This is a genomic window from methane-oxidizing endosymbiont of Gigantopelta aegis (assembly GCF_016097405.1).
Lineage (GTDB): Bacteria > Pseudomonadota > Gammaproteobacteria > Methylococcales > Methylomonadaceae > Methylomarinum.
Map to the genome: position 1 here is coordinate 398,284 of NZ_JAEHGD010000001.1, position 26,457 is coordinate 424,740.

Consider the following 26,457-nt stretch of genomic DNA (forward strand, 5'->3'; position numbering starts at 1 on the left):
GCTTTTCAAATGCGGCCTGTAGCCAATAAAATTTCCACCGCCAGACAAATATTCCAACTCTGCGGTAAGCTGTTGTACTAATCTCGACGCGCCGTAAAAATGGCTCTTACCGGCGCGGGCAGCCCTTCTAGTGTTAGATGGGTGTTTTTAGGGTCAAGAAAGTTTTTTAATGAATAAGATGGCATCCAATCAGTGCTGCGTTGTTCCTCAAAACTCGTTTTATTGACATCACATAGCTTGATGTCGTGGAAACCGCTGCGTTTAAGCCAAACTTCCAACGCGGCACAACTGGGAATAAACCAGACATTACGCATATTGGCATAACGCCCGGGCGGTACCAGTACAGTGTTTTCATCACCATTGATGACCAAAGTTTCCAAAACCAGTTCACCGCCTGGGCGCAAGCAGGCTTTCAGTTTCAATAAATGATCAATCGGCGAGCGTCTGTGATACAAAACCCCCATTGAAAACACGGTATCGAACAATTCCAGGCCTGTCGGTAACTGCTCTAGGCCCATCGGCAATACATAGAGCGGTGCTGTGCCATATAGTTTGGCAATGGCCTGAAACTGCATGACATTGAGCAAATAAGGATCGACACCGATCACAAAACGTGCACCCTCACCCAGCATCCGCCAGCAATGGTAGCCATTACCGCAGCCCACATCCAGTACGCGCCGGTTTTTTAAATTTGTGATATGCGGCAATACACGCTGCCATTTCCAGTCTGATCGCCATTCGGTATCGACATGCAGACCGTAAAGAAAATAAGGCCCTTTACGCCACGGGCCAATTTTTTGCAACTGTTGTTTTAACTGCCCCTGCTGCGATTCGGATATATCTTCCATCCGCCCAATCGTAACGCTATCGACAATGTTCTTGTAAGATACCGGAAAAGTAGGCAATTGCTCGACCGTGTGTTTCCACTGCGCCAGATTGCCATGCCGAGCATTGTCCAAGGCATAATCTAATTGATCGGGAAGTTGTTTTAACCAATAGTCAGCACCTTCCTGACGTAAAAACTGATACAGGGCCTGATAATCCATTTATTTCAATGCCAACATAGAGGCGAAATTAAAATATTGAAACCAAACTTCGACGCTGCTGAAACCTGCGTTCAGTAAGCGCTGTTGATGGCTGGAAAAGGTTTCGGCAATCAATACATTTTCCAGTGCAGAGCGTTTTTGGCTAATTTCAAGGTCGCTGTAGCCCTGTGCCTTTTTGAACAAATGGTGCATATCGGTTTGCAACGCGTGTTGCCGAGGATCAGCGTATTTTAATTTTTCTGATAAAATCAAAATTCCACCGGGCAACATACCTTGATATATTTTATGCAAAAAAGCCGCCCGATCAGCAACCGGAATAAATTGTAGTGTAAAGTTGAGTACCACAACCGAGGCTGATTTAATCTCAATATCCCGAATATCCTGACAATGCAGCTCAACCGGGACGGTTGCCGAATCTTGCGCCAGGTTTTGTTGCAAGCCTTCAATCATGGCATCGGAATTATCGACCGCGATTATTTTACAATCGGGCGCACTGATTCGATGCCGCATAGATAAGGTCGCAGCCCCTAAAGAGCAGCCCAAATCATAACAACGGCTGCCTGGTTGCGCAAAACGTTCGGCCAGTAAACCAATTGCCGAGATAATCGTACTGTACCCTGGCACCGACCGTTGAATCATATCCGGGAAAACCGAAACGACAGCTTGGTCGAATTTAAACGCCTCTATTTTTCTTAGAGGCGTAGCATAAAGAGAGTCTTTACGGTCAGACATTCGCTATGAACTTACGCTGACTTTTCTGCATTTGCGCTTTTTTCAAAGGCTTCTTTATTCCGCTTGGCCAAATTTTCGATGATTTTTTTCAACGACCCGGTTTGTTTATATTCATTTTTGAATGTCGTGCGATAATTGGTAACCAAGCTGACGCCGCCAATAATGATGTCATAGACTTTCCAATCGCCGCCTTCTTCTTTATACATCCGGTAATCGACCGGGATTGGCTGTTGTCCAGGCTGTAAAATCTGAGTTCTAACAACCACCTTCTGAATCGTTTTACCGGTTCTGCGACTGGTAAATGTTTTGACTTCTTTTTTCAGATCCAGCGGTAAAAAGTCAATGGACCAGTCTTTAAATTCTACAAATGCGCGGGAGTAGGTTCTGACCAGCAAGGTTTTGAATTGTTCGGTAAAAGCCGCTTTTTCTTCAGGTGTCGCCTTACGCCACAGCTTACCTAAAACACCTCGGGAAATTTTTTCAAAATCCATATGTGGATAAATGACCTCATCCACAAATTCGGTAATCTTTTTAAAATCCTGGGTAAAAGTTTTATCTTGAATACGCTGTTTTAATTTTTTAGACGCATCTTCAATAATTTTCTGCGGCTCGGCCAATGCTTGTGCCTGGCTTGAGTTAACTGTCAGAAAAACAATGCTGAAAACAAAAAATAAAAAATGCGTGTACGACTTGATTTTCATAACCACTCCTAAAACGGTCCTGTTAATTCTTTAAACGTTAATTAAAATACCCTGTTAAAATGACTAACCCGTTAAATCATTTTTAATTATTATATACTTATTTTCTAATATAAGCACCATGGGAAATTTCGACAATAATAACATGCTTTTTCCGCACCTTCGCCTGCGCCGTATGCGCTACCAGTCTTTTTCACGCCGCTTGATGCAAGAAAATAAGCTCACAACAGATGACTTGATCTACCCGATGTTTGTTATCGAAGGCGAAAACCAAAAACAAAGTATTGCTTCAATGCCCGATATCTATCGAATGTCGATAGATTTAGTTCTGAAAGAAGCGCAACAACTGATCGCGTTAGGCATTCCGGCAATCGCCTTGTTTCCGGTAGTTAATGATAGTAGAAAATCAGAAACTGCGGAAGAAGCCTGGAATCCGGAAGGATTAGCCCAACGCTGCGTGCGTGCATTAAAGCAAGACTTCCCGCAATTAGGAGTCATCACCGATGTCGCCTTAGACCCATTTACCTCTCATGGCCAGGATGGCTTATTAAATGAATCGGGTTATGTCATCAATGATGAAACGGTTACAGCATTATGTAAACAGGCCTTATCACATGCTAAAGCCGGAGCCGATATTGTTGCACCCTCCGATATGATGGATGGCCGAGTCGGTGCAATCCGACGTGTGCTGGAGGAAAATGGCTATCTCAATACACGTATTCTAGCTTATTCGGCCAAATATGCCTCTTCATTTTACGGTCCATTCAGAGACGCGGTCGGATCAGCGGCTAACTTAGCCGGTGCCGACAAATACAGTTATCAGATGGATCCGGCTAATTCTGACGAAGCCCTGCGTGAAATCGAATTAGACCTACAAGAAGGCGCCGACATGATCATGATAAAACCAGGTATGCCTTATCTGGACATTATTCGACGCGCAAAAGACCAATTTGGGGTCCCTACATTTGCCTATCAGGTTAGTGGCGAATACGCTATGTTAAAGGCGGCCAGCCAAAATGGCTGGTTGGATGAAAAAAACGTTGTGTTAGAATCTTTAGTTGGATTTAAACGTGCCGGTTGTGATGCAATTTTGACTTATTACGCTAAAAAAGCCGCTGAATGGCTATCAAAATAAGAAGGAGTAATCCATGGGATTTTTAAGCTTAGGCGATGAACGAAAATTTCAAATTGAAGACGCCATTTTAATCTTGCTGCTGCTATTGTCACTCGGTGGCATCATTATCACTGATTTCTCGCCATTAGATGGTTATACCTATTGGATGGTGATGGTCATTGTTTTTGCACTACTCGCCATCCTGATTGCCTGGTTGCAAGACAAGGAACAGGTCGAGGACGAATTCACCTCGATTGTAAAAGAACAAGCCCTGCACTGGCTGTCTTCAATGGCGACGATTGGCGGTGTTTTCCTGCTTGAAAAAGCCGACGTTTTAACCGAAACAACCAGCTCCCCCGTTATGCTGTTAATCCTTGCGCTGGCTACTATTCTCGATGGCATACGAATAGGCTGGCGTTTTAGTCTGGTCGGGGTATATTTAGGAATTGCTGCAATTATTATTGCTTATAGCGATCACTTTTTATTAGTTAACAGCTTGTTAGCGATTCTTATTGTGGCCTTCACTATTGGTCTCGAGATATGGCTAGCCAAAAGAGCGATTTAATCATGTCTATTGATCGCTATGCTGTTTTTGGCCACCCTATCAATCATAGCCAGTCGCCATTTATTCATCGCTGCTTTGCTAAGCAAACCGGACAAACGCTCACCTATGAAGCCATCGATGTCCCACCGGAAAATTTTGACCGCGCTTTGGCAGATTTTCTGGCACACAAAGGTCGTGGCTTAAACTGCACCGTCCCACTTAAAGAACTGGCTTTCCAGAAAATGGACCAATTAACCGAACGTGCCCGTTTCAGCAAAGCCGTCAATACAATTATTGTGCAGCTGGATGGCACACTATTAGGCGACAATACTGACGGAGTCGGTCTTGTAACAGACCTAGTCAATAATCATCAAGTCACACTACACAACGCGCGGATTCTTATACTCGGAGCAGGTGGTGCGGCACGCGGCATTATTGGCCCTATCATGGCACAATTGCCCGCCTCGCTTTATATCGCCAATCGAACGGTAAGCAAGGCTGAGAAATTAGCTCTAGAATTCGCACAGACTGGTTCAATCATAGGGTGCGGCTTTGATGATTTAGCAGGTTTTTCGTTTGACATTATTTTAAATGCCACTTCAGCCAGCTTATCCAACCAACTTCCCCCTTTGCCGGATGACCTGGTTCATTCGGCGAGCTGTTGTTATGATCTGGCGTATGCTAATACTGCCACTGCCTTTGTAAAATGGGCTAAAGCACAAGGTGCGGCACAATGCTTAGATGGCTTAGGGATGCTGGTTGAACAAGCCGCAGAAGCCTTTTATCAATGGCGTCAAATTCGCCCGGATACTCAGAAAGTTATTGCTCAATTAGAAGCTAAACGCAAAATCGGATGACGATATTAAAAGGCTTTGTTGCATAAATCATAAGGATCCCCATATTATAGGGCATGGACAAGAAAAAGAAACAACGCTACAAACTAAAGAATTGGTCGAATTACAATCAAGCCTTGATCAATCGAGGTTCATTAACGCTATGGTTCGAAGAATCCATGATCAAGCAATGGCATCAGCCTGAAAAGACAGGCTATAGAGGAAGCCCGATGACGTATTCTGATACTGCTATTCAATGCGCATTGACCCTGAGAGAACTCTTTAAGCTGCCGTTGAGAGCGACACAGGGATGTTTGTTGTCGTTAGTCCAGTTATTAAAGCTGTCTATCCAGATTCCTCATTACAGTACATTAAGTCGCCGCCAGCAAACTCTGGAGGTTCGGCTGCCTCGTTCAAGCAGTCGAACGCCAAGACACTTAGTCGTCGATTCGACCGGCTTAAAAGTCTACGGTGAAGGCGAGTGGAAAGTTCGCAAACATGGTGCCAGCAAGCGCAGAACCTGGCGTAAACTCCATATCATGGTTGATGCACAAACGCAGGAAGTCGTGGCAGTTGAGATGACGGCTAATTTTGTTGGTGATTCCGAAGTCTTGCCGGATTTATTAGAGCAGCTGGATGAACACGACCAAGTTGCCAGTGTGGCGGCGGATGGCGCTTATGATACGATCCAGTGTCATCAGGCGATTCGTAACAAAGGCGCCGATGCATTGATACCGCCGCGGGAAGGGGCGGTGGAATGGCCGAGTGATGAAGATGGGAGAACTCATCCAAGAACAGCGATTGTTCAACGTTGCGCTGAAATCGGGAGAAAGGCATGGAAACAAGAAAGTGGTTATCATCAACGCAGCCTGGCTGAAACGGCTATGTTTCGCATCAAAACGCTCTTTAGTGGCCAATTAAAAAACCGGACCTTTGCGGCTCAGATGGTTGAGGCGTATCTCCGCGTCGGCGCAATGAATAAAATGACAGGCCTGGGTATGCCTGAAAGTTATTCTGTTTCATGAATAAAGACTGGAATTTAAGAAAAGAGTACGCTGTGGATTATTTATGCAACAAAGCCATATTAAAATAACGTCTATACTGTGTAACATAAACGACTAAAAAAGTTACAACTACTCAACGTATATATACATTTAATTACGCTAAATAGTTACAAAAAGGTAACTAAACACCTTTACCTCATCCGTTTAAATCAATTGACATGGAAATTCTCAAATCCTTTTTTAAAGACCCTAAAAAATCGGCTCCTTCGCAACAAGTTGCGCAAAAGATTTCGCTTGAGAAGTTAAAAAAGCTTATCCCTATCCGAAATTTGAACGACGATATTCTTCAGGCCTTTGCAGATGAAAACCACAGTGAACTGATTAAAGCCAACGAAACCCTGTTCACCTATAACCAACCGGCTGACAGTGCAATTTATTTATTAGAAGGAACTGTCACCATTTCGGACAAAAATGGTTTCAGCCATGATATTGACAGTGAAAGTACTCACTCGCATTTCCCGCTTTGCAGTGGAAAAGCTTATACCACCACAGCAGTTGCCAAAACCGATGTTCGTATTTTGCGGGTTTCACATAAAATCATGTCGATTGACCCTCAAGCGAAACACAACGAACTCATTATTCCCGAACACTTAAAAAACAACCAGATATTACAATTATTCTCGCAACACGTCAGTGAAGAAAAACTCGAGCTTCCAATCTTGCCTCATGTTGCTGTCCGTTTACGTGAAGCCATGCAAGATGATATTTCCATCGCCGATGCGGTTAAAATAATCCAGGTTGACCCGGTGATTACCGCTAAACTGATTGAAGTCGCTAACTGTCCCTTATATCTCACGCTAAACCCAGCCAAAACCTGCCTGGACGCCGTCAACAGAATCGGCTTGAACGCCACCCGCAATCTGGTTATCAGCTTCAGTCTTAGGCAAGTCTTTTCCTGCCAATGCAAACATATTATCAAATATATGGATTATATTTGGAAAGAGAGTCTATTGTTATCATGCTTGAGTTTCATTCTGGCTGAAGACAGCAAACAGCTAAATCCTGAACAGGCTTTACTCGGGGGATTGGTTGCCGACATCGGCAGCATTCCCTTTTTAAATTTTGTCGCAAAACTCCCCAAAGAATTTCATAACACCGATGAGGTGCGTCAGGCCATTCCGGCCATTCGTAGTGTGACTGGCGCAATAGTCTTAAAAAACTGGAATTTTGATAAAGAATTCATTGAGACGGCTCAATTTTCTCATGACTGGTTTTACGATCATGAAGGTGACTTAAACCTGACCGACATTGTCATTCTGTCGCGATTACATTATAGATTAGGGCAAAAAAAACACGCTTCATTACTCCCTCCCATTACATCGATTCCTGCCGCCAGCAAACTGAAAAATATTGCCTTATCACCTGAAAATACCCTTCATACGCTACATAATGCCAAAAGTAGAGTAAGAGAAATCTTCCAGGCTTTCAATCATTAACCGGTACTCGCTACATCGATATAGGCTTGAAATTTTTTAACGTCCGAAAGGCTGCTATTATATATACACTTCACACATAGAGTTTCGTCATCTTAGTCGTTCATTTTCCACATTATCCTTGACAAAAACGACTCCACATATGCCGGAATTTTATATCCAAAGATCATAAAATACTTTTTTACTATCATCGTCGAATAATGAGCAATCCACTTTTAGAAAATCATACACTTCCCCCTTTTTCACGCATCAAACCTGAACATATTAAACCCGCCATTGACCATTTACTGGCCGAGGCCCGTAAAACAGTGGAACATTGCCTTAAAAATAACACAGTCTATGACTGGGAAAACCTTGTCGATCCGATTGATGATGCCGAGGATCATTTGCATAAGACCTGGTCGCCGGTCAGTCATATGAATTCAGTGGTGAACAGCGCAGAATTGCGCGATGCCTATAATGCCTGCTTACCCGCATTATCAGAATATTCAACCGAGATGGGACAAAATAAGGCGTTGTACCAAGCCTATCGTAGCCTGGCTGACAACGAAAATGCACACAAACTGGAAGCAGCACAGAAAAAAGTCATCGACAATACCTTACGAGACTTCCATTTGTCCGGAATTGACCTGCCTGAGGACAAACAACAACATTATAAGGAAATCAGTCAACAGCTTTCCAAACTAGCCAGTCAATATGAAGAAAATGTACTGGACGCCACCAACGCCTGGAGTAAATTGATTGATGATGAATCTGAACTGGAAGGCCTGCCAGAATCAGCGCTGGCTCAAGCTAGACAAAGCGCCGAACAGGTGGGAAAAAAGGGTTGGTTGATCACCCTGCAATTCCCCTCCTATATTGCGGTAATGACCTATGCCAATAACCGCGAACTGCGCCGCGAACATTATCACGCTTTCGCGACACGAGCCTCCGACCAGGGCCCCCATGCAGGCCGCTGGGATAATACTGAAGTCATGGAACAGATTTTAGCCTTACGCCATGAAAAAGCGCAATTATTAGGATTTTCCAATTACGCTGAATTATCACTCGCCACTAAAATGGCTGAATCGACCGATCAGGTCATTGATTTTTTGGAAGAATTGGCAGATAAATCCTGGCGACAAGCCCGTAAAGACCTGGCTGAACTGCGTGAGTTTGCTCGTAGTGAATATGGTATTAAAAATCTCCAAGCCTGGGATATCAGTTATTTTTCAGAGAAAATGCGCCAGCATCTCTATCAACTATCCCAAGAAGAAGTCAAAGCTTACTTCCCTGACCAGCGCGTGATTGAAGGGCTGTTTGCCGTCGTTGAAAAACTTTACGGTATCCATATCACAGAAAAATACGATATTGACAGTTGGCATCCGGATGTACGTTTTTTTGAAATAACGGACTCTCAAGGTCAGTTACGCGGTCAGTTTTACCTGGACTTATACGCCCGACCACACAAACGCGGCGGTGCCTGGATGGATAACTGCGTTGACCGGCGCAAAACCAAACAAGGCATCCAAACACCCGTGGCCTTTTTGACTTGCAATTTTACACCACCGGCTGGTAACCAACCCGCTTTATTGACACATGATGAAGTTCAGACGCTATTCCATGAATTCGGTCATGGCCTGCATCATTTACTCACCCAGGTCGATTATTTGGGCGTTTCCGGCATTAACGGTGTCGAATGGGATGCTGTAGAGTTACCCAGTCAGTTTATGGAAAACTGGTGTTGGGACAAACAAGCGCTGGATTTGATTTCCGGCCATTATGAAACCGGCGAAAAATTACCGGATGAATTATTCAACAAAATGCTGGCAGCGAAAAACTTTCAGGCTGGCATGCTCATGGTCCGGCAACTGGAGTTCAGCCTGTTTGATTTTCTCATTCATCAACAATATGACCCCAACAAAGGCGGGCGCATTTATCAAACGTTGGAAAAAGTGCGTGAACAAGTCGCCGTCATCCGGCCGCCTGAATTCAATCGCTTCGCACATAGTTTCTCGCATATTTTTGCCGGTGGTTATGCTGCAGGTTACTACAGTTATAAATGGGCCGAAGTGCTATCTAGCGATGCCTTTTCCTTATTCGAAGAAAACGGCATTTTTGATCGACAAACCGGTGAGTCTTTTTTACACAATATTCTGGAAAAAGGCGGCAGCGACAATGCGATGAACCTGTTCAAAAAATTCCGTGGACGAGAACCTAAAATTGACGCTCTCCTCAGACACACAGGAATTGGTGTATGAAATATAACGACCTGCGCGACTTTATCAAGCAACTGGAAAAACAGGGTGAACTAAAACGCATTACCACGGAAGTTGACCCTTATCTGGAAATGACCGAAATTTCCAACCGGGTCCTCAAACAACAAGGCCCTACCCTGCTGTTTGAAAACCCCAAAGGTGGCAATATTCCGGTACTGACGAATTTATTTGGCACGCCACATCGCGTCGCTATGGGCATGGGGGCAGATTCTGTCACCGAACTTCGTGGTATCGGCGAATTACTGGCTTATTTGAAAGAACCAGAACCGCCCAAAGGCATGAAAGACGCCATGGAAAAAATTCCGGTTTTCAAACAGGTCTTGAATATGGCCCCCAAGGTGATCAAAAACCCGCCCTGCCAGGAAATTATACGGCGAGGCGATGAAATTGACCTGAGTGATTACCCAATCCAAACTTGCTGGCCAGACGACGTTGCCCCCTTAATTACCTGGCCTTTGGTCATTACCAAAGGCCCGAATAAAGACCGGCAAAACTTAGGTATCTACCGGCAACAAGTGATCGGCAAAAACAAGGTCATTATGCGCTGGCTGGCGCACCGGGGCGGCGCTTTGGATTTCAAAGAATTTCAACAAAAATATCCTGATAAACCTTATCCGGTTGCCGTTGCACTTGGTGCAGATCCCGCCACTATTTTAGGCGCGGTAACGCCGGTTCCCGATGCCTTGTCTGAATATGCTTTCGCCGGATTATTGCGCGGTAGTAAAACCGAAGTGGCCGATTGCATTCTGCATGATCTGCAAGTCCCGGCCAGCGCGGAAATCGTGCTGGAAGGCTATATCTATCCTGGCGAAACCGCCCCGGAAGGCCCTTACGGTGACCACACCGGCTATTATAATGAAGTCGATGAATTTCCGGTATTCACTATCGAATGCATCACGCAACGTCAGGCGCCTATTTATCACAGCACCTACACCGGGCGCCCGCCCGATGAACCCGCCATTTTAGGCGTTGCGTTGAATGAAGTGTTTGTGCCGATTTTACAAAAACAATTTCCTGAAATTGTCGATTTTTATTTACCGCCAGAAGGCTGTTCCTATCGCATGGCGGTGATCAGCATGAAAAAACAATACGCCGGTCATGCCAAGCGCGTCATGCTGGGTACCTGGTCCTATCTGCGTCAGTTTATGTACACCAAATTCGTCATTGTTGTTGATGAGGATGTCAATGTCAGAGACTGGCAGGATGTTATCTGGGCCATGACCACTCGAATGGATCCGGCCCGCGATTGCACCATTTTAGAAAATACACCGATCGATTATCTGGATTTCGCCTCACCCGTTTCCGGTTTAGGCTCAAAAATAGGCTTCGATGCCACTAATAAATGGCCCGGCGAAACCAGCCGGGAATGGGGCCGCATCATCACCATGTCCGATGATATTATTGAAAAAGTCGATCAGATGTGGGCGAGTCTCGGATTGTAAAGAAAAGGCTTTGTTGTATAAAGACAAAAAAACTCTAAATCACTATTTTTGAAATCATTTTTTTGCAAACAAGTGGTTGAAAAAAATTATGCTGTGTTAGTCAAATTTCATAATCCATGTCATTAAGGCAGACAGGAATTGTGAATGAATTTAATGCAACGTGACTTTCTGCTGACCACTTAATTATGCAACAAAGCCTAAAGAAAATAGCCAATAACTTCCGTATTTTTCACTCCAAAAAATAATCCCCCGCTATACTTAAGCTATCCGATTTAACTGATATATCGGTTATTAGATTTCACATATAAAGGTAGCATGCATGACAATCCGTAATAAACTCATTGCTGGCTTTTCCAGCCAAGTTTTTATTTTATTAACCTTTGGGTTTCTGACCTGGCAGTCGATCAATTGGCTGCATAAAGACATCGACACTATCGTCAACTGGAAAATACCTGCTGTTAAATTAGCCGTAGATGTCCATGCTGGCGCTTATGATGCCACGATAGAACAATTAAATTATCTATTATATGAAAAACCTGAAACCTACCAACGGGCCAAACAAGTTTTAGACGAAATGGATCATGACCTTGATGCGGTCGATCAACTGGCCCGACAATTCAACGATCAACCCTTATTGGCTCAATCAGCTTCAGTTCGAAAAAATGTCGCTGACTTCCGCACCTTATATGATCAAGGCGTTGCTAGCCTAAAAGATAACCAACGTGCAGCTCAAGTTATGGCCAATACCGGCAAACAGGTTCTTGCCGAAGCCGACGCATTCGCCTTAGAGCAAGAACGGCAATATACCATGCTGTTAAGAAACAACGCTCCGGCTGAAACATTGAATGACAAAGTACAAAAATATATTTTGGTTAACAAAATAAAATCGTTGGCCTATACCATCATTCAACATGAAAAACAGGAACGTTTGCATAAAAACCGACAGTTTTACAAACAAATGCAAACAGAACTGCCGGCTTTAATGACGCTGTATGACAAACTCGAACGCATCACCCGAAAACAATCGAATCTCAACCGAATTGCAATTGCGCGTGAGGCTACGAAAAAATATGCTCAAGCTGCCGCACAATGGATACATAACGACGACCAACTCAAAAGCATTATCAGCCAAATGGATTCGATTGCGGCACAAGCACGAGAATCTGCAGCCGCTGCCGAAAACGATGGCTGGACAAAAGCGCGTGAAGTCGGACAGCAAACCATAGCATTAGTCAACAAAGCCAATATCACTATTTTAATTGCCCTGCTATTTGGCTCTCTCATTGGCGGTGCCCTAGCTATTACCTTACCTAAAAACATTATTGCTTCCATTAATGCGCTATCTGATTTTTCAAAACGCTTAGGTGCGGGAGATTTAACGGCTCGAACTCACTTCAAACCCACTGATGAAATTGGCATCATGGCACAGAATTTTGACCAAGCCTCATCAAGCCTGCAAAACCTATTACAACAAGTGAATATTAATGCGGATGCCCTGACGCAGTATTCAACAACATTAGATGAAGCTGTCAACAAAACAACCACAAACATCCAAAAACAAAAAGAAAACACGGAACAAGTGGCAACCGCCATGACTGAAATGGCAGCGACGGTTGTAGAAGTGTCAAAAAATGCAGCGCAGGCGGCTGAATCGGCAACAGAAGCCGATCGACAAGCCCAGGAAGGTGGGCGAGTGGTTTCTGAAGCCGTAAATTTTATCCATTCGTTGGATAATGAGATCACGCAAGCTTCCCAAGTCATCGCCCAACTGGAAAATGATGTCGGTGATATCAGCAGTATCCTGGAAGTGATTCGGAATGTCTCCGAGCAAACCAATCTGCTGGCGCTCAATGCTGCAATTGAAGCGGCCAGAGCCGGTGAACACGGACGCGGATTTGCTGTTGTTGCCGATGAAGTCAGAACACTGGCCAGCAGAACCCAAAAATCGACCGATGAAATCCAGAATATGATTGAAAAACTGCAATGCGGTGCCAAACAAGCGGTTAAAGCAATGCAAAGTAGCCAGGAAACGGCCGCTAAAAGTGTCGATCAGGCCACTAAATCAGGTAACGCACTTACCGCGATCACGACTGCCATTTCAACCATCAATGAAATGAATATGCAGATTGCAACCGCCTCAAAAGAACAAACGGCGGTTGCCGAAGAAATCAATCAACGCATCATCACCATCAACCAAATTACCGAGGAAGGTGTTGTCGATGCCGATAAGACAGCTTCTGCAACCCATAAGCTCAATCAAATGGCTAAAGAATTGAAACAAGCGATAGAGCGCTTCAGAGTTTAAACAATTTGATCAGTAGCTTATTACAATAAACAACCGCCATTCGATTTGAATGGCGGTTGTTTATCAATAGTTATCCGGAAACTTAGGTGCCGAAATTCCTGGAATACCGGGTAATACAGGTTTATCTTTAGTACCGGAGCCTACTACCAGCTGTGCCTTCATGCCTTTTTCAGTATGTTGTGCAATATCGCAATGCACAAGGTAGGTAAAGGGTGTGCTGGGAACGATAAAGGTGCCTGTTTTACTAAATTTCCCATTGACCTCAATATGAAACATGCCTTCAGGGTATAAATACTTCGGCAAACCATGCACCATCCATTGATGACGAATTTCATCGGTGTTTTCAAAAGTTACCCTGATTCGGCTACACGGCTTCACTTTCCATTCGTGTGCATCATAGCCAAATACCGTACCAGGATACGCCTTGGCAAACTGGGTGCCCGCTTTCACTGTGATTGTCACATCCTCACTGATCTTTGGGCAATCTTTGGGCAATTGGTCCTTGTTTTCATTCATCACCATCCCTTCCATATCCATGTGCATCGCCATCCCATGATGATGGGCGTGCATCGAATTTTCCGCCACGGCGAATGAAGAAAACATAAGCGGTAACAGCTTAATCCATAGTTTTTTCATGTTGTTTTTTCTGTAAGCGTTTTAACAGCACAATCATATAAATCAGCACCAAGATCTGGAGTGCTAAAATACTCAGTTGTAACGGATCGAGTTTTGGCCAGGAAAAGCCTGATTTTTTCGCTGCGTTGTTGTGCTTTATCGCCGCGTAAAAGCCGTTTTTATCCGATTGCATCCAGACAGGATATTTTTTCTGATAAAACTCTTGAGTAAAAAACGGCGATACATCCACGCCCTGCAACTTCGGCATGCCGTTTTCGCCTAGAAACGATCTGAACACTACACTACTGATGTGGCCACCGGGATAAATGCCATTGGTCGTCACCGCTTTTTCATGGTGATCATGATAGGTCCAGATGCCGGCCCCCATATTGTTCAGCCCATCATTATGTGCATACAGCGATAAATCTGCCCGTTGCGCCGCGCCTAGCGTAAAAACATCACGCTGGATACGTTGCTTTTCTGTTAGCTTCACACCATCGAGATGCGTGATAGTCGGTTTAAATCCGTGCATATGCAATGCCAACGGCTCTTCACCGGCGTTAAAAACTCTAAGTTTTACTTTTTCATCCGGTTCCAGCACGACTAACGATTCACGCAAGGTATAGGGAAACGAACGACCATTCAAAATAAAAAACTCTGCCGTTCTTTGGGTAATGTTGTAATCGCGATTAATCGATTTTGCCAGCAAACGTGTATCATTGTGTTGCTGAATCCGCTCATTAAGCTGCTGATCCAAATCTTGATAGACCAGATCGTATTCCTGGCTGTATTCTTCACGCACAGCTTTTGATGGATGCCGCACTTTACCGGCACCGATATTGAAGGTTTGCACCCAATTATTAGGTTTGTTCTCCTCCACCACAAACAGACCGATCAAGCCCATCAAAATATGTGTATGCGCCTGAACATGACAATGATAAATCATACTGCCCGATTGCCTTGGTTGCAGTTCATAGCTAAAAATATGCCCCGGCATTATCAGTTTGTTACTGGTTTGTGGCACACCATCATTTCCTTGGCCATCGGCACGTTGAAACGGATGATCCACGCCATGAAAATGAATGCTGTGTGGAAAATAATGCGAATTTTCCAGCGTGACGATCACTTTATCCCCCTGCTCCACCCGAATCGTCGGCGAGGGTGCGCGTAATAACGGATTGGCGACGATACTGGCAAAACTTAAGGTCGACATGCCTCGGCTTTTGGGCGCAAACACCCACAGGCCTGGCTGAATGCCTGGCGCAATGTCAAAGGTTGCCACAGGCTTGCCTAGATCCGGCGAATAACCATTCAGTTCGATGACTTCTAAGCGAATATGAATTTCATCCGGGTCGCCGTCACCATCGATGTCGTTTTTTTTAATTAACGCATCTTCTGCGAGATGTGTTTTCATCAAGGTCGCCATGGAAATATTGTTGGTACCTTTAACAAATGTGGCTACCGCATAAGGATTATCGGCCTGACATACCGGCGATGCCGCAATCTCGACACCTTCGATAGTAAAACTCTTACGCCATTCTGCATTGGCTGATTCTGGACAAAAAGGCTCGACCTTACCCAGAAATGTTTCCGCATTTTCAGGGGGGGCGGTATAGCCGGCCTGTGCGACAGAAACCAGGCTCAGCAATCCCGTTAATCCGAATACGGCACCGAATCGTTTAAAAATCAATGCCAGCCTCCATATTGCTTGGTCGGATCACCGCGAAAACCGGTTGATGTTTTATTCGCGTCAGGTACATGCACCATACTTTCCGAAGCTAATACTATATTGCGGTGGCTATAACCCCCTAATTCCTTAGCTTTTTTAGCAATGCGGGTGGTTAAATCATTGATGTCGTAGCCTGTCATCGAAGCATAGGCGACAACTGAGATCATTTCCTCTGCATCCTGGGTATTTACATCGGGATAATATTTCAATTCAATCGGTAATACCGTACCCGCAGGAATATCAATCGTATATTGGCCATCATTCTTGACCTCGGTACTGGCCAGTACATTGCCTTTTAAATCAACTGCCTTAATGGTGCCAGATTTTATCAAGCCTTTTTCATTGCTGACTTTGCCGGATAATGTAGCTTTTTGTTTAAAAACCTGTGCTTTTGTCTGCGTGTAGGCTTTCATAGCGCTGGATTTTTCATCACCACCACAGGCCGCAAGCACAAATACCATCAAACTAAGTAAAAAAAATGTGGATTGTTTTTTCATTGTCCTTCCTCTTTATTTTTATAGACTAAAACGATGCGTTTAAGTCTTTACAAGTTAAGATGGGTTTCGCTGTCGCGCCCATCCTAGTATTTTTATTATATTCTAATATTCTTTATCATAAATCTGAAATTTCCGCTTCGGTTAAATAACAGCCTGGATCTTCCTGCCACGGGTCACCATAAACCTGCTCCGCACGTACTCGGGTATTACCATTACAAATGGCTTGCCAGGCGCACGTGCTACAACGACCTTTAAGTGGGCGGGGTGAGGCTTTCAAACCGGCTATCAAAGGATCGGACAAATCTTGCCAGATTTCAGAAAATGGCCGTTGTTTGACATTGCCCAGATCATAATGCCACCAAAATGTATCGGGGTGCACATGTCCTAGATTATCGATATTGGCCACATTGACACCGGAGGCATTGCCGCCCCACTGCTGCAAACGTTGTTGCATAACTTGTGCCTGCTGTGGAAATTTTCGGTGCACCCAATGTAAAAAATAAACCGCATCCGCATCATTATTACCAGTCACAATCTCCTTGTGTAGGCCCTGCTGTTCCCAGCGTAAACCTGTTTCAAACAACAGATCCATCACCTCGCGGGTCATATTGAAAAAGGCATCATCCTTACGGTTTCGATTACCCCGTCCCCCATAATTTAAATGTGATAAATAAAATTTATCAATCTGTTCCTGTTCAACCAACTGCAAAATGGCCTGAAAGTCATCCGCATTATCCTGTGTCAAGGTAAACCGAACGCCTGCTTTAATACCGTGTTCACGACACAAGCGAATACCCGCCATGGCCGCCTTGAATGAACCTTCCTTCTGGCGAAACTGATCATGGGTAGCACCGATACCATCGAGACTGATACCGATATATTGATAACCTATCTCGGCAATACGTTCAATATTCTGCGTATTGATCAATGTGCCATTGCTGGATAAGGCAACATAAAAGCCCATGGATTTGGCGCGTTTGGAAATGGCAAAAATATGCGGATGTAACAGCGGCTCACCCCCGGATAAAATCAGTACCGGCACCTGAAAATCGTGCAAGTCATCCATGACCTGATAAATTTCGTCAAGACTCAGTTCGCCGGGAAAATCAATATCGGCCGAGGTGGTGTAGCAATGTTTGCAGGTTAAATTACAACGCCGGATCAGATTCCAGATAACGACAGGCGCTTTGGGTTTACGGGCAGGTTTTAGTGGCGTTGGCTGCAACAATTCGCGTATATAATGGCTTAACCGAAACATCAGCGTATCCTCAGCCCGGTTTTTTTCAAGATGCGCGTACTATAAAGGATTTCATGTCCACGATTATAATCCCCCAGTAAGGCGGCGATTTCAGCGACTTGTCGTTCAACGCCGGATTGTTCGGTGCTATGCACCATGGCGAAAAAATTATACGGCCATTCCGGTAAATGGCGAGGGCGTTGATAACAATGACTGACAAAGTCCAGTCGCCCGATACGCTCACCTAAGCGATCGATATGCGCATCCTCGATATTCCAAACCGACATACCATTGAAACGATAGCCCAATTTATAATGATTCGGCACAGCGGCGATACGGCGAATAATGCCATCGTTTTTCATCTTTTCAAGCCGTCGCATCAGCTGTTCGGCTGAAATATCCAGTTGCTGAGCCAGCCATTGATAAGGCTCTGGCATCAAGGGTAAACCGGCCTGAGTCAATTTGATGATTTGTCTGTCCAAACTATCCATTACACGGGAAGCCTGAGGCCGACGAAATATTCTTTCTTCTTAGGCATGTCATACACCTTAAGCCCTGTTTTTTCACTGATTTCCTCTAATATGCGCTGAATCTGTTCAGGACTTTCCGTAGCCAGGACAAACCACATATTAAAGTGGTGTTGACGGGCGTAATTATGTGCGACTTCAGGAAAGGCATTGACCATTTCGGCAACCTCATCGAAACGCTGCTCGGGAACCTGCATGGCCGCCAAGGTCAAACCGCCGCCCATTTTTTCAGCATGAAACATCGGCCCGAATCGACTCAGCACACCTGTTTGCAGCAGGCTTTCCAAGCGTTGCAATAGCTCATCCACACCGATGCCCAGCCGTTCCGCCACTTTTTTGTACGGTGCATCACAAATTGGAAAATCGTCCTGTAACAAATTGATGATCGCTTTATCCTGTTTATCCATCAGTCTTTTCCGTTTGCAAAACAGGATATAAGGCACCCCGTTGCTTAAAACAGCGCGTACTAAACAAAATCTGATAAGAAAAATCCTCTAATTGACAGCGCCCGATCAATTCATCAATCTGCTGCAATACCGTACTCCGATCTTTACCATATACCATACAATAGAGATTATAAGGCCAGATGCCCGGTTTACGCGGCCTTTGATAGCATAAAGAAACATACTGAATCTGACTGAGCGCCTGCCCTATCGTCTCGACTTTTGCATCCGGTACATTCCAGACAATCATCGCATTAGCACGATAGCCCAGTAAACGATGGTTGACGATAACCCCAAAGCGCTTGATAACGCCAATCTGCTTCAAATGCTGAATACGTTCGAGCAAAGCCTGTTCGGAAAGCGCCAAAGTTTCGGCCAATTGCGCATAAGGCTCAGGGCATACCGGCAAGCCTTGTTGTAACAACTCCAGTAATTGATAATCCTGCTCATCCATCGCTCAAGTCCAATTCAAAGCCCAGGTCGATAAAATAGTCTTTCAGCAGCGGAAATTGCAGCACAGGGAAACCCGTTTGCTGTTCAATATCCGCAATAACCGCATCCAGGTGAGCCTGATTTTCACCAATCAACACAAACCACAGATTCAGCTTGTTTTCCCGTTCATAATTATGATTGACTTCCTGAAACTGATTGATTGTTTCAGCGACCTCCGTTAATACCGATGTTGGCACGGCCATTGCGGCCAGCATGCTTTTGCCGATTTTATTGACTTGAATCACGCTGCCGATACGATGAATCAGTTTTTGATCATCCAATGCCTGCATTGCCTCCAACACAGCTTGCTCACTGACACCTAGCCGCTCGGCAATGGCTCGGTATGGTCGGGGTTCCAAGGGAAAATCATGCTGAAAATCATTCAGCAGTTGTTTTTCGAGTGGGGTTAAGGCCATTACAAGCCCATCTGATAAGCGCGTGAGGTAAAAAAAATGCCACTTGGCTTTGCAGCCGGCAAGCGGACTAATTCTTTAAAACTGGCTGTATCATAAACGACCAACTGATTATCATCACGGACAGATATCCAAACCTGCTCTCCTCGTGGGGTAAACTCCATATGCAAAACAGCCTTGCCCGGCTGTAAATGTTTAATAATGGAAAAATCCTTAACATCAATCACCTGAATATGTGCATTATCCGGAAACGCAAAATTAACCCAAATATGTCGCCCATCGGGGCGCGCCATGACAAAAACAGGCTGTCCCAGGACTGGAATAGTTTTAATCAACTGCCAGCTTTGCTTATCAACCACCCAAACTTCATGCTGACCAATTGCTGGTAAAAACAACAGATTGCCAGTATCGGCCCAACCTTCCAGGTGCGGCATTTTATACACCGGCAGCTTGTCGTCATTTTTAGCAAAATCCGGCAGCAAGCGTTTAACGCCCTGCTCTGTCTGCCATAAATCTAGTAACGCCAAACCCGGCTCGCCAAACAAACCGGCAATATAGTAACGACCATTTTCCGATAACAAGGCATCATAAGGTTTACGACCGATGCCTTTGAATTTGTGTACAACAGGGTGTTTGATATCCTGCACATTCAATAGCCATATTTCTCCCGCATCAAACAGGCTGAAGGCAAACCCCTGCCCCGGTATATCGACTAACCCAACCACACGTGACGACTTACCCTGTTCATCTATAGCTGGAATATCGGCCAACAATTCCAAGGTTTCGCTGGAAAAAACCTTGACGCCACCAGGCGCATAATTAGACACCGCAATCAAGTGACCATCCTGCGAAATAGCCCCGCCAATACTGTTTTTGGCCTGTACAATGCGTTTTTTGATTTTATTTTGCAATAAATCGATTTTGGTCAACCCGCCATCGCGCCCAAACACATAGGCATAGCGTTGATCTCGGGAGAAAACGACCGATGCATGGGATAAATCGCCTAGACCCTCAATTTTCGCCAGAATTTCCCGGCGACTCGTATTGACCAGTAACACGCTGCCCTGCGCCCTTTCGATAACGACGCCCAAATCGCCCGTCGCACGAAGCTCAGCAACAGCAGATAAAGAAAAAGCGATCAGAATAAAAAAGACGCTGCGGATAAACATTTTCAGTCAACGTAAAATCAAAACATTTATCCTATCATAAAGATAAAACATTCTATTCAGCAATCATGTCAAGCGACAGAAACCGAAAACCCCAAGCGTTCGATTTTTTGGGCAAACGCATTCATTTCAGTTGGCGTTAAAGCGCGTAACTTTTTTGCTTCAGGCTGTAAAGAAGGCCTGGCCAGGGTGTAAAGCATTACCTCCCGGATATTGCATTGTGTCTTGATCTGCTGAAAAAATCGCACAAAATCCTGCTGCGCCTGTTCATCCCAGGGGAATCTCGAATAATCGAACAAACAGGTTTGAATCTTACTATGACAAAGCTGACTGCTACGCTGTAATTTTTCAATAATCCGATCATTATCATCCCGGCAATCATTGATTTGTTTCCGTCCTTGCAGACTAGCGCTATCAATCTTGAACCAGACTTCCCCGCCATAATGCTGCAGACGCTGCAAACCCTGCTGAACATTTTTTTGATGTACGAGACTACCGTTAGTAATTAACACAAAATGACAATCGGGCAGAATCTGATAACTCAGCGCTGTTTCAGCAACCAGGTCAATTGCTCGCGCGAATTCCTGCACACTAGTCGGCTCACCATTCCCCGACAAGGCAATATCTTTAATCTGTTGCAAAGCTTGCGGCACATTGAATTGTGTGTAAAACGCACCGGCCTGCAGATGTTGAAAGAAATAATGCAATTCGTTTTCTAACAATGTGAAATCAATCAATGGCGCAACACCACGTTGTAAATCGGGTACCTGACAATAAACACAATGCCAGTTGCAGGCATTATTGGTATTGAAGTTGATGCCGATCGACACACCTCCAGCGCGCCGGGAAAGTACAGGATAAATATATTTAAGCCCAGCAATATCGCGACTATGATCGGTTGTAGATAATTGTTTCATATTTTTGATAAAAGTTTTTCTCAATACAGCATACATTTTTTAGCATGATGTCTAAAGTCTAAACAACACATACAAATCACACTTCAAAGACTTTTAGAACGGACTCAAAACATGATATTCTTAAAGCTTCGAGTGGTTACTCACTAGTTTTAGATTTTTTGGAGTTTAAAAATGAGCGAAAGAATTGTTATGAGAACGGGTGAAGCATTAGTTGCCGGCGGCCCTCCTGGAACTGCGGCGGAACCTGAAATTGTTATCGGCGAACTGGATGGCCCAGTAGGCACGGCACTGGCAACGCTGACGGGTGATCAAGCAAAAGGCCACTCCAAGGTTTTTGCTATTTTAAATACCGACATTCAGGTGCGACCTGTGACCTTGATGGTCAGCAAAGTCACGGTCAACAATAACCGCTATACCAATATCTTGATGGGTACCGTGCAAGCCGCAATCGCCAATGGTGTTCTCGATGCCGTTCGCGCTGGTGATATTCCAAAAGAAAAAGCCAATGATTTGGGGATTATCTGTTCGGTTTGGTTAAACCCCAGCGTTGCTACCGATGACAACTTAGATCACCAAATCCTGTTCGACATCCATCGTAAAGCGATGGCCCAGGCCATTCATAAAGCGATGACCAATACACCGGATATCAACTGGTTATTGGAAAACCAGGACAAGATTACCCATAAGTATTTTCAAATGGGTCTGGATGGAAAGATCTAAACCTTTGCTTTACTAAAAGCACAAAAAACCCCGCTTCTGCGGGGTTTTTTTGTGGCAGACGTCTATACCTTATCCATTCTATTTTTCTGATATTTACGGTAATTTATCGATATTTTCAAACCGGCAAAACGTCCTGCCATCTTGATCATTTCATGCGTTTTTTTATCAAATGTCAGTTTTAATTCACTTAACGCCCGGTCTTCATAACCTTCTTCGATATCATGCGCCTCAAGTTGAAAATGATAGAGATATATCTCCTGGTCGCCCTGATCTTCAATACTCAATGGCTCACCTAAATGGGCCACGACAGTTTGTTTTAAAGGCAATGGTGCAGCTATTTTTTTGATTTTACTGGTATCGACTTTTAACTGTTTATCCCCGGTATTGATATCGGCGCTGCCTAAAGAGCGAAACGACATTTCCAGAAAAGCAGGTGGTGCGATTTGTAAAAACAAAGACGAAAATACCCAGTGACTGATTCTGTCGTCCTTATTGAAAATTAAATCAAAATAAAAGCTAACTTCGGGTTTGATGACATGGCCTTTAGCATCAATTTTTCGAAAGATATAGCGAAATATCTTGCCATCTTCAGTCATTATTTCCTGACTGGGTCGAAGCTTGGCTAATTGTACAAAGTCATCGCTATAAAGAATTGGATCTTTAAAATCGACAACAAAGTTTTTATCGGCGTGAATGGCAAAATAATCATCAAACTCGTCCATTTGCAGATAAGTTTGATAGGCGCGCACCCAGTAAAAACATCCGGTCATGGACATTAACAGGCTAAAGACTAAAATCAGACGCAGCAAACGCCCTGCCCGGTTTTTCATTATGGTTTCCTAATGGCGTGTTTCAGGGTTTTCGAGTGTTGCCGAAACTTTCTCTAATAAAGATTCCAGCGCCTGTCGATCAAAATGATAGGTCTGCCCGCAAAATTGACAGCCCACCGTCACCTCGCCCTGCTCTTTCAACAGACGTTGCAATTCATCCTGGCCTAAAGTCACCAGGGTTTCAGCGGTTTTATCTTTAGAACAGGAGCAATAAAACTGCACAGGTTCAGGCTCGAACACTCTGACTTGTTCCTCATGGAACAAACGATGTAATATTTCTTCAGAATCCAGCGACAGCATTTCCTGTTCAGTAATGGTATGCGCCAGCACCGAAATCCGTTCCCAATCTTTCTGATAGTTTTCCTGGTCAGGAAGTTCCTGAATCATTAACCCCGCCGCATGGGTGTCGTTGGCAAACAGCCACAATCGCGTTTCGAGTTGTTCGGATTGTTTAAAATAGGTTTCCAGCAAGCCGGCCAATGTCGGTTGTTCCAGCGGTACGATGCCTTGATACGGCTCACCAATCTCAGATTCAATCGTGATTACCAAATGCCCTTGCCCCATCATCTGTTGGAGCGTTTCACCGCTGACTTCATCGGTACTGCGCACTAATGCACGCACTTTTCGATCATGCGTTGATTGCGCCACCAAGGTTTTTAAATCGCCATCCCCTTGCGCTTGTAAAATCAATGCGCCTTTGAATTTGATCGTTGCTGACAATAACACTGCTGCCGCCAAAGCTTGGCCAAGTTGAGACTCTACCGCCGAATTGACAATTTTTTGATACTGTTTAGCTTGGCTCCAGCTTTTTTCCAAACGTACCCATTCGCCCCGCACACCGGCATTTTCAAACAAAAATCGCCTTAGCTGGTCTTGTTGTTTCATTTTTTCTTACCAAAGTTTTGAAAGATTGCGTCTATAATAAGCGGCTTTTTTCACCCTAATCAATACCCAAGGCTCGAAATCCTTTATGTTATTACTTTCAAAGAAACAGGACTGGCTCGGCAATGTTCGTGCCGATGTTCTCGCCGGCACGGTCGTCGCGCTGGCGTTAATTCCTGAAGCCATCGCGTTTTCCATCATCGCAGGGGTCGATCCTAAAGTCGGTCTCTATGCGTCCTTCTGTATTGCCGTCATCACAGCCTTTCTTGGCGGCAGACCCGGCATGATTTCAGCGGCAACCGGCGCTATGGCATTGCTGATGGTCACGCTGGTTAAAGAGCATGGCCTGCAATATCTGCTGGCGACGACCTTATTAACCGGCGTTATACAAATTATTTTTGGCTATCTGAAACTCGGAAAACTCATGAGTTTTGTCGCCAAATCGGTCGTCACAGGCTTTGTAAATGCTTTGGCTATTTTGATATTTATGGCTCAACTGCCCGAATTAACCGATGCACCCTGGCAGGTTTACGCGATGACAGCCGCAGGTCTTGGCATCATTTACCTGTTTCCCTATGTTCCTATCATCGGCAAAATGCTACCTTCGCCGCTAGTATGTATTATCACCTTGTCAGCCGTTGCTATTTATTGGCAAATCGATATTCATACCGTTGGTGATATGGGCGAATTGCCTGATACATTGCCGATGTTCTTGTTGCCCGATGTTCCACTTAACTTTGAGACTTTGAAAATCATTTTGCCGTATGCCCTGCCGTTAGCCGTCGTCGGCTTGCTGGAGTCATTGATGACAGCCACCATTATCGACGACTTAACTGATACCGACAGTGACAAAAACCGCGAATGTAAAGCACAAGGATTTGCCAATATCGGCGCCGGTTTATTAGGTGGTATGGCAGGTTGCGCCATGATCGGACAATCGGTTATCAATGTAAAGTCAGGGGGACGCGGACGCCTGTCCACTCTGGTAGCCGGCGTTTTTCTGCTCATTATGGTGGTGTTTCTAGATGAATGGATACGACAAATTCCAATGGCTGCCCTGGTTGCGGTTATGATTATGGTATCAATTGGTACTTTCAGCTGGAGTTCTATTATCAATCTGAAAAATTATCCGCTCTCAGCAAATATTATTATGCTATCTACCGTCATCGTCGTAGTTTGGACCCATAACCTAGCGCTGGGCGTTTTGGTTGGCGTTTTATTTGCAGCGCTGTTTTTTGCCAATAAAATCAGTCATTTTATGTATGTAAATTCGGAGCTCGACGCACCGGCTAATACCCGTATTTATCACGTGCATGGGCAGGTATTTTTTAATTCCGCCGACAAATTTATTCGCTTCTTTGATTTTAAAGAAGCCCTCGATAAAGTTATTATTGACCTTAACCACGCCCATTTCTGGGATTTATCTGCCGTCGATGCCCTGGACAAAGTTGTTCTGAAATTTCGCCGCGAAGGGGCGGATGTTGAAGTCACAGGCTTGAACGAGGCCAGTTCAACCATCATTGACCGATTCGGGGTTCACGAAAAACCTGAAGATATTGAAAAAATTATGGGAGGTCATTAAATGACAACATCAACACCACAGGTCATCGCCTGTATCGACGGCTCAAAGCTGACCGAATCAGTTTGTGATTACGCCGCCTGGATTGCAAAAACAACGGCTGCGCCGCTCAATCTGCTACATACCATCAACCATCATCATGAAGCCGCATTAAAAACCGATATCACAGGAAATATCGGCCTCGGCAGCCAGGAACAATTGCGTGATGAAATTGCCCGGTTAGAAGCCGAGCAGAGCAAATTAAAATTGAAACAGGGGAAACTGTTATTGGAAGCGGCTAAAAAACGAGTACAGGCTGCCGGCATCGAAGCACCTATCTGCACCAAACGACATGGTGACTTGATTGAAGCTGTTATCGAAATGGAGCCATTGATTCGTGTTTTGGTATTGGGATTAAGAGGCCAGGTGCATCAAGACCAACCCAAGCAGATCGGTGCAAAACTGGAAGCCATCATTCGCTCACTGCACAAACCGATTTTCATCGTAAATCAACCCTTCAAGCAACCCCAACGCATCATGCTGGCCTATGATGGCGGCAAGGCTGCCGAAAAAGCCGTTGATATGGTCGCGACCAGTCCGCTCTATAAAAATAGGGTTTGTCATCTGGTTTGCGTCAATAAAGATGAAACGCTGCTGCAAAAAGCGGTGGAAAAACTCAAAGCCACTGAACTTGCCGAACTGATCCCCGTGCAACTCAATGGTAAACCGGAAATCGTCTTATGGGACTATCAGCAGCAACATAACATCGACCTTGTTGTGATGGGCGCATTCAGCCATACCCGCTTTCATGAAATGCTACTTGGCAGTTTCACGCACAAAATGCTAATTAAGGCACAAAAACCGTTATTATTGCTACGTTAATTCTCCATAAGCCATAACACCACACGTTGACTATACTCTCCACCCATAATGCAATTGCCGTTCATTTCCAAAAATACGTC

At 44.7% G+C, this 26,457-nt stretch carries 26 protein-coding genes; 11 read left to right on the plus strand and 15 right to left on the minus strand.

Annotation, left to right across the window (positions count from 1 at the left end; all coding sequences use genetic code 11):
- Nucleotides 1–77: 77 nt before the first annotated feature.
- The 3 genes from cmoB to JEU20_RS02020 are packed head-to-tail and all read right to left on the minus strand — an operon-like array spanning nt 78 to nt 2,479.
- Nucleotides 78–1,046, minus strand: coding sequence for a tRNA 5-methoxyuridine(34)/uridine 5-oxyacetic acid(34) synthase CmoB (gene cmoB, locus JEU20_RS02010; RefSeq protein ID WP_198243450.1), 969 nt, complete (start codon nt 1,044–1,046; stop codon nt 78–80).
- Nucleotides 1,047–1,778, minus strand: a complete 732-nt coding sequence (cmoA, locus tag JEU20_RS02015) for a carboxy-S-adenosyl-L-methionine synthase CmoA (RefSeq protein WP_198243451.1) — start codon at nt 1,776–1,778, stop codon at nt 1,047–1,049. It abuts the gene before it with no gap.
- 11 nt (nt 1,779–1,789) lie between these two features.
- A complete protein-coding gene (locus tag JEU20_RS02020; RefSeq protein WP_198243452.1) occupies nt 1,790–2,479 on the minus strand; it encodes an MlaC/ttg2D family ABC transporter substrate-binding protein in 690 nt (229 codons plus the stop codon).
- Between the two features lie 142 nt (nt 2,480–2,621).
- Here JEU20_RS02020 and hemB point away from each other — a divergent pair, with 142 nt between their 5' ends.
- The 8 genes from hemB to JEU20_RS02060 all read left to right on the plus strand — a co-directional run bounded on the left by hemB (nt 2,622) and on the right by JEU20_RS02060 (nt 13,469).
- Nucleotides 2,622–3,611, plus strand: a complete 990-nt coding sequence (gene hemB / locus JEU20_RS02025; RefSeq protein WP_245395056.1) for a porphobilinogen synthase — start codon at nt 2,622–2,624, stop codon at nt 3,609–3,611.
- Nucleotides 3,612–3,624: 13 nt separating this feature from the next.
- Nucleotides 3,625–4,155: a hypothetical protein gene (locus JEU20_RS02030; protein ID WP_198243454.1), complete on the plus strand. Its 531-nt coding sequence runs from the start codon at nt 3,625–3,627 to the stop codon at nt 4,153–4,155.
- A complete protein-coding gene (gene aroE / locus JEU20_RS02035) occupies nt 4,155–4,991 on the plus strand; it encodes a shikimate dehydrogenase (protein ID WP_198245791.1) in 837 nt (278 codons plus the stop codon). Before JEU20_RS02030 ends, aroE begins: the two co-directional genes overlap by 1 nt.
- Before the next feature lie 53 nt (nt 4,992–5,044).
- Nucleotides 5,045–5,992 (plus strand): IS5 family transposase, encoded by a 948-nt coding sequence (locus JEU20_RS02040; RefSeq protein WP_198242941.1) that lies wholly within the window; start codon nt 5,045–5,047, stop codon nt 5,990–5,992.
- 197 nt (nt 5,993–6,189) lie between these two features.
- Nucleotides 6,190–7,467, plus strand: coding sequence for an HDOD domain-containing protein (locus JEU20_RS02045; protein WP_198243455.1), 1,278 nt, complete (start codon nt 6,190–6,192; stop codon nt 7,465–7,467).
- 197 nt (nt 7,468–7,664) lie between these two features.
- Nucleotides 7,665–9,704, plus strand: a complete 2,040-nt coding sequence (gene prlC, locus JEU20_RS02050) for an oligopeptidase A (RefSeq protein WP_198243456.1) — start codon at nt 7,665–7,667, stop codon at nt 9,702–9,704.
- Nucleotides 9,701–11,164 carry a 4-hydroxy-3-polyprenylbenzoate decarboxylase gene (ubiD, locus tag JEU20_RS02055; RefSeq protein ID WP_198243457.1) on the plus strand — a complete coding sequence of 488 codons (1,464 nt, stop codon included), beginning with the start codon at nt 9,701–9,703 and terminating at the stop codon, nt 11,162–11,164. The genes prlC and ubiD overlap by 4 nt, the downstream gene beginning before the upstream one ends.
- A 319-nt stretch (nt 11,165–11,483) precedes the next feature.
- Nucleotides 11,484–13,469, plus strand: coding sequence for a HAMP domain-containing methyl-accepting chemotaxis protein (locus JEU20_RS02060; protein ID WP_198243458.1), 1,986 nt, complete (start codon nt 11,484–11,486; stop codon nt 13,467–13,469).
- 63 nt (nt 13,470–13,532) lie between these two features.
- On the opposite strand, the gene JEU20_RS02065 is transcribed toward JEU20_RS02060, so the two are convergent.
- From JEU20_RS02065 to JEU20_RS02110, 10 genes are all read right to left on the minus strand, one after another.
- Entirely contained in the window at nt 13,533–14,105 is a 573-nt protein-coding gene (locus tag JEU20_RS02065; RefSeq protein WP_198243459.1) for a multicopper oxidase domain-containing protein, read from the minus strand.
- The gene (locus JEU20_RS02070) at nt 14,086–15,774 is read right to left on the minus strand and encodes a multicopper oxidase domain-containing protein (RefSeq protein WP_245395057.1); all 1,689 of its coding nucleotides are present in this window, start codon (nt 15,772–15,774) and stop codon (nt 14,086–14,088) included. Before JEU20_RS02070 ends, JEU20_RS02065 begins: the two co-directional genes overlap by 20 nt.
- Nucleotides 15,771–16,310 carry a hypothetical protein gene (locus JEU20_RS02075; RefSeq protein ID WP_198243460.1) on the minus strand — a complete coding sequence of 180 codons (540 nt, stop codon included), beginning with the start codon at nt 16,308–16,310 and terminating at the stop codon, nt 15,771–15,773. Before JEU20_RS02075 ends, JEU20_RS02070 begins: the two co-directional genes overlap by 4 nt.
- A gap of 115 nt (nt 16,311–16,425) precedes the next feature.
- Nucleotides 16,426–17,568, minus strand: a complete 1,143-nt coding sequence (nirJ, locus tag JEU20_RS02080; protein ID WP_198243461.1) for a heme d1 biosynthesis radical SAM protein NirJ — start codon at nt 17,566–17,568, stop codon at nt 16,426–16,428.
- The gene (gene ahbB / locus JEU20_RS02085; RefSeq protein ID WP_198243462.1) at nt 17,568–18,038 is read right to left on the minus strand and encodes a siroheme decarboxylase subunit beta; all 471 of its coding nucleotides are present in this window, start codon (nt 18,036–18,038) and stop codon (nt 17,568–17,570) included. The genes nirJ and ahbB (JEU20_RS02085) overlap by 1 nt, the downstream gene beginning before the upstream one ends.
- Nucleotides 18,038–18,481 carry an Lrp/AsnC family transcriptional regulator gene (locus JEU20_RS02090; protein ID WP_198243463.1) on the minus strand — a complete coding sequence of 148 codons (444 nt, stop codon included), beginning with the start codon at nt 18,479–18,481 and terminating at the stop codon, nt 18,038–18,040. Before JEU20_RS02090 ends, ahbB (JEU20_RS02085) begins: the two co-directional genes overlap by 1 nt.
- Complete coding sequence (gene ahbB, locus JEU20_RS02095; protein ID WP_198243464.1) at nt 18,474–18,971, minus strand: siroheme decarboxylase subunit beta; 498 nt, start codon at nt 18,969–18,971, stop codon at nt 18,474–18,476. Before ahbB (JEU20_RS02095) ends, JEU20_RS02090 begins: the two co-directional genes overlap by 8 nt.
- Nucleotides 18,964–19,425 (minus strand): Lrp/AsnC family transcriptional regulator, encoded by a 462-nt coding sequence (locus tag JEU20_RS02100; RefSeq protein ID WP_198243465.1) that lies wholly within the window; start codon nt 19,423–19,425, stop codon nt 18,964–18,966. Before JEU20_RS02100 ends, ahbB (JEU20_RS02095) begins: the two co-directional genes overlap by 8 nt.
- Complete coding sequence (locus JEU20_RS02105) at nt 19,425–20,591, minus strand: cytochrome D1 domain-containing protein (protein WP_198243466.1); 1,167 nt, start codon at nt 20,589–20,591, stop codon at nt 19,425–19,427. Before JEU20_RS02105 ends, JEU20_RS02100 begins: the two co-directional genes overlap by 1 nt.
- Before the next feature lie 68 nt (nt 20,592–20,659).
- Nucleotides 20,660–21,505 carry a radical SAM protein gene (locus JEU20_RS02110; RefSeq protein WP_198243467.1) on the minus strand — a complete coding sequence of 282 codons (846 nt, stop codon included), beginning with the start codon at nt 21,503–21,505 and terminating at the stop codon, nt 20,660–20,662.
- A 171-nt stretch (nt 21,506–21,676) separates the two neighbouring features.
- On the opposite strand from JEU20_RS02110, the gene fae reads away from it, so the two are divergent.
- Entirely contained in the window at nt 21,677–22,225 is a 549-nt protein-coding gene (gene fae / locus JEU20_RS02115; protein WP_198243468.1) for a formaldehyde-activating enzyme, read from the plus strand.
- A 62-nt stretch (nt 22,226–22,287) separates the two neighbouring features.
- Here the strand turns inward: fae and JEU20_RS02120 are convergent, their stop codons facing one another.
- Nucleotides 22,288–23,055, minus strand: a complete 768-nt coding sequence (locus JEU20_RS02120; protein WP_198243469.1) for a hypothetical protein — start codon at nt 23,053–23,055, stop codon at nt 22,288–22,290.
- Between the two features lie 9 nt (nt 23,056–23,064).
- Nucleotides 23,065–23,940, minus strand: a complete 876-nt coding sequence (gene hslO, locus JEU20_RS02125) for an Hsp33 family molecular chaperone HslO (protein ID WP_198243470.1) — start codon at nt 23,938–23,940, stop codon at nt 23,065–23,067.
- A gap of 85 nt (nt 23,941–24,025) precedes the next feature.
- Here hslO and JEU20_RS02130 point away from each other — a divergent pair, with 85 nt between their 5' ends.
- The gene (locus JEU20_RS02130; protein ID WP_198243471.1) at nt 24,026–25,519 is read left to right on the plus strand and encodes a SulP family inorganic anion transporter; all 1,494 of its coding nucleotides are present in this window, start codon (nt 24,026–24,028) and stop codon (nt 25,517–25,519) included.
- A complete protein-coding gene (locus JEU20_RS02135) occupies nt 25,520–26,377 on the plus strand; it encodes a universal stress protein (RefSeq protein WP_198243472.1) in 858 nt (285 codons plus the stop codon).
- Nucleotides 26,378–26,457: the final 80 nt, after the last annotated feature.

Excerpts from the sequence above, each read along its gene's own strand:
- cmoB (WP_198243450.1), bottom strand. The coding sequence starts at position 1,046 with ATGGATTATCAGGCCCTGTATCAGTTTTTACGTCAGGAAGGTGCTGAC.
- cmoA (WP_198243451.1), bottom strand. The coding sequence starts at position 1,778 with ATGTCTGACCGTAAAGACTCTCTTTATGCTACGCCTCTAAGAAAAATA.
- JEU20_RS02020 (WP_198243452.1), bottom strand. The coding sequence starts at position 2,479 with ATGAAAATCAAGTCGTACACGCATTTTTTATTTTTTGTTTTCAGCATT.
- hemB (WP_245395056.1), top strand. The coding sequence starts at position 2,622 with ATGCTTTTTCCGCACCTTCGCCTGCGCCGTATGCGCTACCAGTCTTTT.
- JEU20_RS02030 (WP_198243454.1), top strand. The coding sequence starts at position 3,625 with ATGGGATTTTTAAGCTTAGGCGATGAACGAAAATTTCAAATTGAAGAC.
- JEU20_RS02040 (WP_198242941.1), top strand. The coding sequence starts at position 5,045 with ATGGACAAGAAAAAGAAACAACGCTACAAACTAAAGAATTGGTCGAAT.
- JEU20_RS02045 (WP_198243455.1), top strand. The coding sequence starts at position 6,190 with ATGGAAATTCTCAAATCCTTTTTTAAAGACCCTAAAAAATCGGCTCCT.
- prlC (WP_198243456.1), top strand. The coding sequence starts at position 7,665 with ATGAGCAATCCACTTTTAGAAAATCATACACTTCCCCCTTTTTCACGC.
- ubiD (WP_198243457.1), top strand. The coding sequence starts at position 9,701 with ATGAAATATAACGACCTGCGCGACTTTATCAAGCAACTGGAAAAACAG.
- JEU20_RS02060 (WP_198243458.1), top strand. The coding sequence starts at position 11,484 with ATGACAATCCGTAATAAACTCATTGCTGGCTTTTCCAGCCAAGTTTTT.
- JEU20_RS02065 (WP_198243459.1), bottom strand. The coding sequence starts at position 14,105 with ATGAAAAAACTATGGATTAAGCTGTTACCGCTTATGTTTTCTTCATTC.
- JEU20_RS02075 (WP_198243460.1), bottom strand. The coding sequence starts at position 16,310 with ATGAAAAAACAATCCACATTTTTTTTACTTAGTTTGATGGTATTTGTG.
- nirJ (WP_198243461.1), bottom strand. The coding sequence starts at position 17,568 with ATGTTTCGGTTAAGCCATTATATACGCGAATTGTTGCAGCCAACGCCA.
- ahbB (WP_198243462.1), bottom strand. The coding sequence starts at position 18,038 with ATGGATAGTTTGGACAGACAAATCATCAAATTGACTCAGGCCGGTTTA.
- JEU20_RS02090 (WP_198243463.1), bottom strand. The coding sequence starts at position 18,481 with ATGGATAAACAGGATAAAGCGATCATCAATTTGTTACAGGACGATTTT.
- ahbB (WP_198243464.1), bottom strand. The coding sequence starts at position 18,971 with ATGGATGAGCAGGATTATCAATTACTGGAGTTGTTACAACAAGGCTTG.
- JEU20_RS02100 (WP_198243465.1), bottom strand. The coding sequence starts at position 19,425 with ATGGCCTTAACCCCACTCGAAAAACAACTGCTGAATGATTTTCAGCAT.
- JEU20_RS02105 (WP_198243466.1), bottom strand. The coding sequence starts at position 20,591 with ATGTTTATCCGCAGCGTCTTTTTTATTCTGATCGCTTTTTCTTTATCT.
- JEU20_RS02110 (WP_198243467.1), bottom strand. The coding sequence starts at position 21,505 with ATGAAACAATTATCTACAACCGATCATAGTCGCGATATTGCTGGGCTT.
- fae (WP_198243468.1), top strand. The coding sequence starts at position 21,677 with ATGAGCGAAAGAATTGTTATGAGAACGGGTGAAGCATTAGTTGCCGGC.
- JEU20_RS02120 (WP_198243469.1), bottom strand. The coding sequence starts at position 23,055 with ATGAAAAACCGGGCAGGGCGTTTGCTGCGTCTGATTTTAGTCTTTAGC.
- hslO (WP_198243470.1), bottom strand. The coding sequence starts at position 23,940 with ATGAAACAACAAGACCAGCTAAGGCGATTTTTGTTTGAAAATGCCGGT.
- JEU20_RS02130 (WP_198243471.1), top strand. The coding sequence starts at position 24,026 with ATGTTATTACTTTCAAAGAAACAGGACTGGCTCGGCAATGTTCGTGCC.
- JEU20_RS02135 (WP_198243472.1), top strand. The coding sequence starts at position 25,520 with ATGACAACATCAACACCACAGGTCATCGCCTGTATCGACGGCTCAAAG.